At 63.2% G+C, this 10,359-nt stretch carries 19 protein-coding genes and 1 pseudogene; 15 read left to right on the forward strand and 5 right to left on the reverse strand.

Annotation, left to right across the window (positions count from 1 at the left end):
* Positions 1 to 39 precede the first annotated feature (39 nt).
* Both R4P47_RS08085 and R4P47_RS08090 read left to right on the forward strand, forming a co-directional pair.
* Positions 40 to 984: a hypothetical protein gene (locus tag R4P47_RS08085; protein WP_317784463.1), complete on the forward strand. Its 945-nt coding sequence runs from the start codon at positions 40 to 42 to the stop codon at positions 982 to 984.
* The gene (locus R4P47_RS08090) at positions 981 to 1,328 is read left to right on the forward strand and encodes a hypothetical protein (RefSeq protein WP_317784464.1); all 348 of its coding nucleotides are present in this window, start codon (positions 981 to 983) and stop codon (positions 1,326 to 1,328) included. The genes R4P47_RS08085 and R4P47_RS08090 overlap by 4 nt, the downstream gene beginning before the upstream one ends.
* Positions 1,329 to 1,481: 153 nt before the next feature.
* On the opposite strand, the gene R4P47_RS08095 is transcribed toward R4P47_RS08090, so the two are convergent.
* Positions 1,482 to 1,691, reverse strand: coding sequence for a transcriptional regulator (locus tag R4P47_RS08095; RefSeq protein WP_317784465.1), 210 nt, complete (start codon positions 1,689 to 1,691; stop codon positions 1,482 to 1,484).
* 93 nt (positions 1,692 to 1,784) lie between these two features.
* On the opposite strand from R4P47_RS08095, the gene R4P47_RS08100 reads away from it, so the two are divergent.
* The 9 genes and pseudogenes from R4P47_RS08100 (at position 1,785) to R4P47_RS08140 (ending at position 6,692) form a co-directional block, all read left to right on the forward strand.
* Positions 1,785 to 2,141, forward strand: coding sequence for a hypothetical protein (locus R4P47_RS08100; protein WP_317784466.1), 357 nt, complete (start codon positions 1,785 to 1,787; stop codon positions 2,139 to 2,141).
* 589 nt (positions 2,142 to 2,730) lie between these two features.
* On the forward strand, positions 2,731 to 2,910 hold the full coding sequence (locus R4P47_RS08105) for a hypothetical protein (RefSeq protein ID WP_317784467.1): 180 nt from the start codon (positions 2,731 to 2,733) through the stop codon (positions 2,908 to 2,910).
* A 5-nt stretch (positions 2,911 to 2,915) separates the two neighbouring features.
* Positions 2,916 to 3,278 carry a hypothetical protein gene (locus R4P47_RS08110; protein ID WP_317784468.1) on the forward strand — a complete coding sequence of 121 codons (363 nt, stop codon included), beginning with the start codon at positions 2,916 to 2,918 and terminating at the stop codon, positions 3,276 to 3,278.
* 512 nt (positions 3,279 to 3,790) lie between these two features.
* Entirely contained in the window at positions 3,791 to 4,033 is a 243-nt protein-coding gene (locus R4P47_RS08115) for a hypothetical protein (protein ID WP_317784469.1), read from the forward strand.
* Positions 4,030 to 4,515, forward strand: coding sequence for a hypothetical protein (locus R4P47_RS08120; protein ID WP_317784470.1), 486 nt, complete (start codon positions 4,030 to 4,032; stop codon positions 4,513 to 4,515). The genes R4P47_RS08115 and R4P47_RS08120 overlap by 4 nt, the downstream gene beginning before the upstream one ends.
* Positions 4,512 to 4,760: a hypothetical protein gene (locus tag R4P47_RS08125; RefSeq protein ID WP_317784471.1), complete on the forward strand. Its 249-nt coding sequence runs from the start codon at positions 4,512 to 4,514 to the stop codon at positions 4,758 to 4,760. Before R4P47_RS08120 ends, R4P47_RS08125 begins: the two co-directional genes overlap by 4 nt.
* A gap of 194 nt (positions 4,761 to 4,954) precedes the next feature.
* A pseudogene (locus R4P47_RS25100) lies at positions 4,955 to 5,521 on the forward strand (sialate O-acetylesterase); the annotation flags it as partial.
* Positions 5,522 to 5,811: 290 nt separating this feature from the next.
* Positions 5,812 to 6,015: a hypothetical protein gene (locus R4P47_RS08135; RefSeq protein WP_317784473.1), complete on the forward strand. Its 204-nt coding sequence runs from the start codon at positions 5,812 to 5,814 to the stop codon at positions 6,013 to 6,015.
* Positions 6,012 to 6,692 (forward strand): hypothetical protein, encoded by a 681-nt coding sequence (locus R4P47_RS08140; protein ID WP_317784474.1) that lies wholly within the window; start codon positions 6,012 to 6,014, stop codon positions 6,690 to 6,692. The genes R4P47_RS08135 and R4P47_RS08140 overlap by 4 nt, the downstream gene beginning before the upstream one ends.
* A gap of 7 nt (positions 6,693 to 6,699) precedes the next feature.
* Here the strand turns inward: R4P47_RS08140 and R4P47_RS08145 are convergent, their stop codons facing one another.
* From R4P47_RS08145 to R4P47_RS08160, 4 genes are all read right to left on the reverse strand, one after another.
* On the reverse strand, positions 6,700 to 7,563 hold the full coding sequence (locus tag R4P47_RS08145) for a type II toxin-antitoxin system death-on-curing family toxin (RefSeq protein WP_317784475.1): 864 nt from the start codon (positions 7,561 to 7,563) through the stop codon (positions 6,700 to 6,702).
* Positions 7,560 to 7,712: a hypothetical protein gene (locus R4P47_RS08150; protein WP_317784476.1), complete on the reverse strand. Its 153-nt coding sequence runs from the start codon at positions 7,710 to 7,712 to the stop codon at positions 7,560 to 7,562. The genes R4P47_RS08145 and R4P47_RS08150 overlap by 4 nt, the downstream gene beginning before the upstream one ends.
* Before the next feature lie 125 nt (positions 7,713 to 7,837).
* Positions 7,838 to 7,972: a hypothetical protein gene (locus R4P47_RS08155; protein WP_317784477.1), complete on the reverse strand. Its 135-nt coding sequence runs from the start codon at positions 7,970 to 7,972 to the stop codon at positions 7,838 to 7,840.
* A gap of 52 nt (positions 7,973 to 8,024) precedes the next feature.
* Positions 8,025 to 8,249 carry a hypothetical protein gene (locus R4P47_RS08160; RefSeq protein WP_317784478.1) on the reverse strand — a complete coding sequence of 75 codons (225 nt, stop codon included), beginning with the start codon at positions 8,247 to 8,249 and terminating at the stop codon, positions 8,025 to 8,027.
* A 143-nt stretch (positions 8,250 to 8,392) separates the two neighbouring features.
* On the opposite strand from R4P47_RS08160, the gene R4P47_RS08165 reads away from it, so the two are divergent.
* From R4P47_RS08165 to R4P47_RS08180, 4 genes are all read left to right on the forward strand, one after another.
* Positions 8,393 to 9,325: a hypothetical protein gene (locus tag R4P47_RS08165; RefSeq protein WP_317784479.1), complete on the forward strand. Its 933-nt coding sequence runs from the start codon at positions 8,393 to 8,395 to the stop codon at positions 9,323 to 9,325.
* Complete coding sequence (locus R4P47_RS08170) at positions 9,288 to 9,488, forward strand: hypothetical protein (RefSeq protein ID WP_317784480.1); 201 nt, start codon at positions 9,288 to 9,290, stop codon at positions 9,486 to 9,488. The genes R4P47_RS08165 and R4P47_RS08170 overlap by 38 nt, the downstream gene beginning before the upstream one ends.
* 194 nt (positions 9,489 to 9,682) lie before the next feature.
* Positions 9,683 to 9,994 (forward strand): hypothetical protein, encoded by a 312-nt coding sequence (locus R4P47_RS08175; RefSeq protein ID WP_317784481.1) that lies wholly within the window; start codon positions 9,683 to 9,685, stop codon positions 9,992 to 9,994.
* On the forward strand, positions 9,994 to 10,350 hold the full coding sequence (locus R4P47_RS08180) for a hypothetical protein (protein ID WP_317784482.1): 357 nt from the start codon (positions 9,994 to 9,996) through the stop codon (positions 10,348 to 10,350). Before R4P47_RS08175 ends, R4P47_RS08180 begins: the two co-directional genes overlap by 1 nt.
* Positions 10,351 to 10,359 lie beyond the last annotated feature (9 nt).

Genomic DNA, 10,359 nt, shown 5'->3' on the forward strand with positions numbered 1-10,359 from the left:
ATCGACCGACGCCGGGAGCACAACCGAAGGAGCAAGCAAGTGAGCACACACAACAGCGGCATCGACAGCTCGACCTGGGAAACCAACCCCGGCGGGTTCGGACCCGGCGAGGCTTCGGAGATCGTCGGCAACACCAACGCGGTGAGCGAGCGAGACCGGCAGGCGCACGCGAGAGCCGAGTCGGAGCGGCGAGCGGCCGAGGACGACCGGGAACGAGCCAGCGGGGTCGGGGTGTCGCCGACTCTCGACCACGAGCTCGGACAGCGGCTCAACGAAGGTCCGCTCAAGGGCATCAAGCGCAACGCGGCAGCGGCACGCAAGGTCGAACACCGGCTCGACGAGGAGCGCGAGGAGCTGTTAAATCTCGCGGCCGGACAGCGCGACGGCGAATTACTCGCCGCGGCATGGGAAGCGGCCGAGGCAAAGAAGGCAGTCCCCTCGATCATGGTGGCGGCGCAGGAGTTCGACAGGACGGCGATTCCGACGACACACCCGATCGCGCGTCACGGACAGTTCGAGGAGCGGATGCGAGCTCACCATGCGAACGCAAATCGCGAAACTGTGCTCGCGGCATGGAGTGACGTCGAGCAGGTTCTCGGCGAGGAGTCGACGTCGATCCTCGATGAGTCGGTACGCACATACCGGACGCTGGTCGATGCGACCGGTGAGGTCGACAACGCGGCCGCGGTGATCGCCGACGGACGACCCGACGTGCTCGACGCGTTCACGATATGGCCGACACTGGTGGAACGCTGGCGCGAAGTGCAGTGCGTACGACAGTGGCTCGCGCTGGTAGAGAACAACGGTTTTGATCCCACGTACCCCGAGCGGTTGATCCGGACCGACGCTCAGATGATCGAGCGGGAGGTGTGGCGCAGCCAGTTCGTCGGACAGGTCGGGGTCGAGATCGCCCACGTCGATACGCCCGAGGCTGCGCTGCAGTGGTTCGCGGACAAGACGATCGAGACAGGAGCACACGCATGAGCGCAAAGACCGCGACCAAAGGCATGGCCCGCTATCTCACGGACCCACCCGAGAGCGCACAGCAGGAATACCAGGGCCAGCAACGCGAAGCCAAAGCGGGGCGCGAGAACTCGAGTCAGGTCGCCGACATCGCGTCGGTGCACGGGAAGGAGCTGACCCGGCTCGCTCGAGATCCCGAGGCGCGCCGAGCGCAGCACGCGGCTGACAGGGCCGAGCGAGACCGGCTCGACGCCGAGCGGGAGAGACAACGGGTGCAGCGAGCCAAGGACGCGCTCAAGCATCGGACCGAGATCGCCGATCCCACCGCACGCGGACAGCGGCGATACATAAAGGTCGACGAGTAAGGGCACCCGACGCGGCGCGTGGAGCGAGGAATCGATTCACGCGTCGCCGTCGAACGACGCAAAACCTGCTCGACTTCGACACAGTAGGGGTCGCCAGGTCAGGGGTCGCTCAGAAGGCGAGCCACAGCGGGCCGTGTCGGCCCACAACGGGTTTCACGCGTCGCGCGTCAAGTCCGTTCGCGCCCCAGCGCCGGGACGTTTGGCGTGCCACTCGTCGATCGTGGACTCGAGCCAGCCCTGATTACGGCCCACTGTGGCATCGGGTTCGGGTAGGTAGTTCTTGCGCTGATACTGCTTCACAGCGTCGAGCGAGACACCGAGCTTGTCGGCGATCTCCCCACGGGACAGGTAGTGGATGGTCATGGATCTCCCTCGTATCGGCAGGTGTCGACAGGGACGCTACCCCTTTTGGGTATGAGGTTGACTAGATACCCTTTTAGGTATTAGGTATTAGGTATGACCACCACCGAGAACGCCACGGCCACAGTCCAACTGTTCGTCTCGACCACCGACGCCAGCACGCGACGCGAGAGCGTGGTCGTCGAGGACTTCCCCACAGTCACCGACGCATTTTCCGACCTGATCGCGTTCTGTCGCGACGAGCAGTGGACGATCACACCCACGCTCGACGAGGACGGCGTGATCGTCTACCTGCTCGCGGGGGACGACATCAGCGAGGGACTGGCAACCATCAACCGACCGTCTACGGATGGCCTGGCCAAAGCAGCAACCCACCGCACAGGATGCACGGTGGGTTGCTCTGCGTTCCACTGTGACGTCAGTCGTGAAGCTCGAGCGTCTGCGTCGGAGTGAACGTGGCCTCGCGAACACTGAAGCCCTCGCCGAACTTTGCGTAAATCATGTTCGTGTCGATCTGAGCCGACTGTTTCAGTTCGCCGTAGCCGACGAACTTCCTGCCTACGAGCTTTGGCAGCTCGGATGCGTTAATGGTCGTTCCCATGTGGAAGTGAACCCCTCTCTGTGGTGGTGAGTCAGACCGGACTTTCCGGACGACAGGGACAGTAGACGTGGGCACCGACAATTGAATACGCAACCAACACGAGATGCATGGAAGCGCAGACCCCCAGGGGTGGGAGGCCCCTCCCGGGTGCGCGCGAGCAAGGCAGCCAGGTACTGCACATTTCGTCGGCTGCGGTGCGAAAAGAACCGCATTTTTGACGCCCTCAAACGCCCTGAGCGGGCCTTTTCGGGCTGAACGCGCGTTCGAATGCCGACTCCAGCTTCCCGTCCAGCATGGTTCGAGTCGACAATACGTTCGATTCGACGCGTATTACACAGCCGCTCAACATATTTCGGAGATACCGGCAGGAACATTGGACAGATCACCGTACGGCGTACGACCATTGGTGTTCAACCGATCCCCAGCAGAGAGGGGCCTCAGATGCCCACGCTCACCCCCAAGTTCCCGGTAGCGACCGCCACGAAGGAGCAGCACGCCGAGATGGCCAAGCTCGCACTCGCCAAGGTCTACGAGCACGCGCCGTACACCGCGGAGGTCGACAGCACGTTCTGGCTTGAAGTCGCGGGTCTGCACTCGTTCCTGTCCGGCCCTCCGAGCTGATCGCCGTGCCCACCGACGCAGAGCTCGCGGCATGGTTGGTTGCCGAGAGGGATCACCGGATCGCCGAGCTCGAGTACAGCGGCCTCGAGTCGTCCGAGGTGCTCGACGAACTCAGGGCGCAGATCGTCGACGCGGCAATCACTCGCCAACTCGACACGGCCGGTCTCGAGCCGCACAGCGTCGCCGATCTGCTCGCCGCGCTCGATCACACGAAGTTCGTCAGGCAGGACGGCACGGTCGACGTGGAGCGAGTCGAGAAGGCGATCGGCGCACTCGCACGCGGTGCCGCTGTCGAGAACCGACCACCCCCGCGTTCGTCCGACCGTGCACCGTCTCGCGGGGTCGGTCGCTACCTGGAAAGGACTTAGGTCGTGAATGACAAGACTCGACCCACGTCGATCACCGACTTCTATATCGCCAAAGCCGCCGCGACGGGCGAAAAGGGAGTCACCCTCGAGGCCGACGACCTGGCCATCCTCGACGATCTGCAGAGAACCTCCGACGACATTGCGGCACTCGATCATGTCCTGTCGGAGGGCCGAACCCTCACGACGCAGAGTGGGTCCGTCAAAATTCACCCCGCGCTCGCCGCGGTTCGACAGCTCAGAGTGACCCGAGCGCGACTAGCCGCTGTTATGGACGCACGAATCCTCGCCGCTTGTTCAAACTCCGGCGCAGCCAGCGGTGGGCAAACTGGAATCCGGGGCGTCTACACCGGTAACGGATCTCAGAATCAGGGACGAGATAACGAACGCGGAGCTCGACGGGGCAAAGGTCGTGTGGCGCGTCCTCGAGCTGGACGGGGCGCGTGATGGCTCGACCGATGCTCGCCTCCGACTTGGTGGACGCGGGTCGCCCCCCTGCCCTCACGTTTGACGACGTGCCGCCCGAGCTGCGTCCGAGCAACTGGCGTCGGTGGCTCGGCAAGGTGAAGAAGAAGCACGTCGCCGAAGCGCTCGCGAGCGGGATTGAGAAGAAGCGCGCCCGACTGATGGCAGCGGGCGAGCTGCAGTCCGACGCGTATTGCCAGTGGCTCGCCGATCACGACTTGACCACAGCGGCCGGACGGCCCGCGAGCGGGTGGGATTCGACGACACTCGCTCGGTGGGAGGAAGCGCGGTGAGGACGCTGCACGTACCGGCGCGGTGCCACAACGGGCACCACCTCGAACCGCGGACAACGTACGTGCGCCACACCGGGGCCGACTCGTCGGCGGCGTCGGGCCACCGCCCCATCGGTTGGGAGTGCGTCGTGTGCGTCCGCGCCGCGTGCTGGCAGGCCCACTATCCCGGCCAGTCGGTGCCGGCCGAACTACTCAAGCCCGAAAATTTCAAACGGCAGCTCGAGACCATGAGACGGTCACGACTGCCGAAATTCACAGCCGCCGTTCACTTTCGGTCCGGTTGGCAGTTCGCGGACCGAGACTCGACCCCCGAGACGCGGGCACAGCGGGAACGAGAAGCCGCCGAGGCCGAACGCCGCGAGCTCGCTAGGAAAGAACGAGAGCTACAGGACGCCGAGGACCGGCGAGCTCGGCAGATCCGGCGCGAGCAGGCCGACGACGCTCTGCGGTCGATCCGCGCTCTGATGGGTGCCGCGTCGTGATCGTATTGCGACTGTTCGGCGTCGAGATCCTCGCGATTGGCCGTCCCGAGCCGGACGACGCCGAGCCGGACGCGCTCGACAACACCGCGGGCAGCTTCGACCTCGCGGACCCCGAACTCGCCGAGCGCGACCACGACGTCTACCTTGCGCGCCGGCGGCGTCGACCGACCATCGTGGCAATCGGATCGAGGCATCAAGGCTCGACGACGCCCGCTCGCGCCCTCGAATTCCGGCCAACAATGTAAGCATCGAGTCTCGATACTGTTGCCCTACAACATGATTCGTAGCGCTTGATTCGACACGCGACAAGTGGCCGTCCTACCCTGGCGACACGCAGTACCTCAAGGGCTCGGCTGACCTCGCAGGGAACATCGCCGAAGACGTGCTCGCCGTCGATGGTCGGGTACCGCAGTGGGTGCTCGACGAATGGGCTAAGCGGATGCCCGGTATCGGCACGGCCAGCCCAATCGACATCGTCATTGTCGCCGGTCAGTCGAATGCGACGGCCCGCACGCAGCTCACCTCCGTGGTGAACGACCCCGACCCGCGCAGTCTCGTCTGGGACGGCACGTCGATCATCCAAGAGCCCGCGCAGTCTCTCGCGTGGGCGCAGACGCAGTGGCTCGGCAGCGAGTTCGCCCGTGAGTACCTACGCAACAATCCTACCCGCCGCGTGCTGGTCGTCCCGGCCGCGCTCGGTTCGACGGGCTTCACCACGACGTCGGTCACCCCGCCCGCTGCTGGCTACACCTACGTCAGTGGTGGCGGCACCTGGGATCGCACCCTCACCGCCGACCCGGTGAATCTGTACTCGCAGATGATCGCCAAGGCGCAAGCCGCACGTACGGCGGCTGGTGCTACCTCGCGCATCGTTGCGGTGCTCTGGTCACAGGGCGAGTCCGACCGGGCCGCGATGACGCAATCGCAGTACGCGGCCAAGCTCGATGACCTGATCGCCACCCTGCGCACCGATCTCGGGATCTCCGATCTGCCCGTGATCCTCGGCTCGATGGCACCGGACTTGATCGTTGAGAACACGACCGGAACCGCGGGCATCAACGCTGCGCACATCGACACTCCACGCCGTCTGGCGCGCACGTCGTTCGTACCCGGTCCCGCAAACCTGATCGAGTTCGGGCAATCGAAGCTGCACTGGTCACCGCAGGGGCAGGCGGTTCGCGCCCGTCAGATCGCCGTCGAAGGCCTGTACCGGGCGAGGTTAAACACCACGACCGAGAAGCCGATCGCACCGCAGCGGCCCACGGTGACCCGCTCGGGTACCGAAGTCATCGCGAAGTGGGAGGCACCACCTGCGCGGGCGACGGCATTCACCCTGCACTGTCCACCGACTCCGGCGCGACGTGGACGAGCCAGACCCTCGCAGGGCCCATCGTGCTCGAGTACGTCACCACCATTGCGGCCAACCTCCCGGTCTGGGCGCGTATCAGCTCCACCAATGAGATCGGTACGTCCGACTACAGCCGAGAGGTCCACGCATGATCATCGACCGCCTTCCCGTCACGTTCACCACGCCGTCACCGCAGAAGATCCAGACCGGTCTCGGTGTCGCCGGATTCACCCACCGGTACACCCCCAACGGCATCGCAGGCGCGGTCGGTGCCGTCGTCACCTCATGGGCCGACGACATCGGTACCAAGCCGCTGGCGGGCACCAACGGCCCCACGGTGCGTGCGCTCGCCGACGCCCGTAAGTACCTGGAGTTCGACGGCGTGAACGACGTCATCAAGAACGACGCGATGCCGGCCGGTGAAGTCGGCACTGTCATCATGATCGCCCGCAACCGTGCCACCGACTCCGCGACCACGATCATGGCGTCTGGTACCGGCGTCTCGATCAACCGCGCGGGTACCAGCGGCACGATGCTCAACCCCGGCACCGGTGTGGTCAACGCGACGAAGCTCGACAATCAGTGGCGGTTCGTCGCGGCCGTCGCGACCGCTGCGGCAGCGTCCCTGACCATCGACGCGGTGAAGGCAACCGCGACGGCGGGTGGAACCTGGGGAACGAACCTGCGTATCGGCGCGAACGGCTCCCCGAACTTCTGGTCGCAGCTCGACATCGTGGACATGGTGACCTACGCGACCGCGCTCAGCGACGCCGATATCGCGACGATCCGGACGGCCATGAAGTCGTCGTACCCTACGCTTCTACTGTGAATCGGCGTTAGAAGACGACAGAGTCAGGAACTGCCGGACCAGCGTGGGCCGTAAACGGTACAGACGCAACGAGATCGCCGTCGCAAGTCAGTTCCACCACTGTATTCACGGGCTGCAGAAATGTAGGTTGAAGGTCGAGGTGAAACAGCAGTGGCATCAAGCCACCGTTGTGGTGCAGATGCCCACTCTGCACAAAAGCGCTCGTCGTGAAGCTAGCTGACGCGACGATCAGCCCCTCAAGTTCGCCGTCGGAAACAATCATGCGAGCTGTGAGGACGTGGGGTTGTGCCGCGTCCTCTTCGTCCCAGTGGACCCGTCCGACTAGGACGAGTTCAGTTTGCGAGGGGAACTCGGAGCATGATCCGGCTATCAACCCGCCACCTGCAACATCGAAGATTCCGTCTTCCATGTGGGCTCCAGCCGCGAGAAATACATACTCGAACCGGCGATCGCTGGCGGGACCAGGACGACGGTTCTCGTACTTCACTCGGAACCATTCGGCCGCCATTTCTACGGTTCGGTCCGGCTCGTCCTCGTTGGTGAATAATTCTTTGGCCACACAGAGCACGAAGGCTTCGGCTTCGACGTCGGGCACCTTCGGAATGTCGATGCCGTTCAGTGCCAAGAACGTGATGGCGACCAGCCACGCGGTGCGCTTGTTGCCGTCGTGAAAGTATTGGGTGCTGCAGAGTCCATGCAGGTAGACCGCGGCTTTGTCCCAGAGAGTTGGGAAAAGGTCTTCCCCGAACCCGCTGGAATAAGGCCGACCAATGGCAGCCTCGACGCCCTCACGCTCACGAACTCCGGCACCGGGCCCGCCGTTCTCCAGATTGATTGCGAGGACGGTGTCGAAGTCGAGATACGTCGTCACTTGGCGAGTCGGTCGAGCAAATCAGACCAGCGCTGGGAGGCATCGAACGCAACGCGGAGCGCTTCGTCGCGGTCTGCGAACACAACCGTTGCGTCGTCTGACGCGTGAGCCTCGTCCGAGACTTCAATGATTCGACGTTCCGTTGCCATGACACCAGAGTACGAACCGCGTCAAGATCTCGCAGTTCGACCGCGATCCGATCGGGCGCATAACGCGAGCAACCACCCGGAGATTGGGAGTGAAACCTACATAGATTTCGGGGTGATCCTCTTCCTCAACCGCTCCAAATCCCGGAGATTTTCTTTGCTCCCCGAGCCTCCGGCGGCAGTTCTCGGATCACCTTTTCCAGCACGTCTAGGTGCTCAAGGATCTCGGCTCTTTTGCTCTCGCGTTCTTCGTTGGTGATCACATCAGACAGGCTAGTCAAGTGTTGGTTTGACCTGGGACTGGCAGGGTGCGCCCTAGTGCCCGAGGTGCCTCGGGTTGTCCGTCGGATTGTCATCGTCATTCACTCCGAGCGCTCGACCGTGCGCGGAGTGCACCTCGTACCGCTCTGCGACGGTCTTCTTGTTGAGGTCGCGAATGACCAGACGCCCGCTGAGGATGTCGAAGTAAAACACGTCGTGGATTACTTCGGTTCGCCCGTCGACGTAGGTGACTGTGATCGAGATTGGTTCCGGCTCCATGGGCCAGGAGGGTATCCGACACCGCTCACGAACGTTCCTCGAATCGGCTATACGCCGCACCCCGAACCCAGCGGCAGAGAAAGACAGAGTGGCCACTTGGGGTTACCGCAACCGTGAACCGTTCCAGCAGGTACGGTCTGCGCATGCCGGACGAATCTAACGGACAGGTCGTAGACTCCTTGACTCTCCGGTTTACCGGCGAAGACGAGAACGGGGTCGCTTTACACGAGCTCCGCGCAGCACACGTCGCCGAAGTCCTCCAAGGCCTTGTTGGGCTGACCACCGACTTCGACAAGGCGGGTGTCTTTCACTCAGATGGACCTGCTGGCTCCGAGGTTCTGGTACGCCCTGCCCAAGAGGGATCGTTCGTCATTGAAGTTGTGCGGTACGCGATCGAGAATTGGGAGACGGCGGCGGCGGTCGGGGGGACGGTTGGAGCTCCTCCGCTAGCGAGCGTCATATGGTGGGCTACGAGGTCGGCCCGCGCGGATGTCAAGGACTTCGACTACCTCGACAACGGCAACGTAAAGATAGTCTGGCAAGACGACACTGCGGAAGAAGTTCCCGTTGCAGCGTGGCAAGAGCTACAGAAGCGAAAGCGCCGCCGCAAGAGGCATCTGCGGCAGATCATGGCACCCCTCGCTGACCCCCGAGTGACCGCGCTCGACTTGACTCCGCCGGCATCCGAAGAGCTTGGCGAAGATGAGATTCCAGTGCCTATCAGGCTCCGACGTGCCGATTACGATGCGGTTCGTCCGGAAGACGATATTGTAGAGGAGGAGACTATCTTCGAGGCCGAAGCTCGCATGTCAGCGATCGACTTCGACGACTCCACAAGATGGAGGGTGACGGCACAGGGCCGCACACGCTCGGCGACTGTCGAAGACAGAGAATTCCTGAGCCGAGTAACACGGGGTTTGCCAATAAGCAAGGACGACGTCTTCCAGCTCCGCATCCGAGAGGACGCGGTCACCAAGAATGGTTCCACTCGAACCAGTTGGACAGTCCTGAGCGTAGACAGTCATAGGAGGGCGGACCGTGGCGACGATTCATCGCAAGCCGCGCCGTCGTCTTGATATCGCGAGCCTTGCTCTGCTGCTGGTTGGTCTGGTCTTCGGTGTGATCGCGTACTGGCTGGTCACCGACCAGCACTTCAACGTGCTCGTTATCGTCCCGTCGATCGTCGCCGCAACACTCGGAGCGACGCATCTGGTCAAGCGTGAGGCTCCTCGTTCGTAAATAGCCAATCTCGGGTCCCATCTTTGGCGCGCCGTGCGCTGATCGGCACCGTCCACACCGGAATGAGCAAGAACGAGGTGGTCACCATCATCGGCGACGCTACGAACCGTGCGACGCGTCGTACGAAATTGGGAAGGAATCGGACGCGATGACGCCACACGGAACTGTCGGTCCGGAGACATAGACTTCCTGCCATGGCGATGAAAATCAGCGTTGCGCTCGACCAGATGACCTTCGGCGACCTATACAACTTCGTAGATCTCGCGCGGGGTGCTCGCATCGGATCCGAACAAGCCGTCAATCAGGTGGTGTATCCGCAGACAGACGAGGACGCGGTTTACGGCTTAGAGCTCGAGCTGGACTCAAGCCCGATCAGGACTGCGCCGGACATGTCGGGTATCGCCCGTGACCACGTTGTAGCCGTTCTTGAGAGCGTCATCGAGTCGGACGGCGACGCTCGTGGAGCACTCGAAGAGTTGCGCGAGTTGCGCGACCTCCTCGCATAGTGGCGGTCGACCCGGTATGGGCAGGTGTCGTCGGCACCGCTGTCGGTGCTGTGGCGGGTAGCGCGGCGTCGTTGCTTGCGCCACTGATCAACTGGCGCACCGAGCGGCAACGTCTAGTCGTGGAGAAAGAGAACGCCAAAGAGCTCGCAGAGCAGCAGCACGCGCTCGAGCTGTCTCGCATCGCCCGAGAAAACGAAGCCGTCAACCTTGAGGGAAAGCGAGCGCAAATAGCCGTTTGGCGGAACGGCGTCGCAGAAGCTCTCGCTGAATGGACGGCCGAGGACCAGCTATCGGTGGACGACCTCACGTGTCGGTCTGTGTACGACCTGACGTGTCGGTGTCCGGCAGGTTCATGATGCCGGTGC

The organism is Rhodococcus sp. IEGM 1370, assembly GCF_033142325.1.
Taxonomy (GTDB): Bacteria; Actinomycetota; Actinomycetes; order Mycobacteriales; family Mycobacteriaceae; genus Rhodococcoides.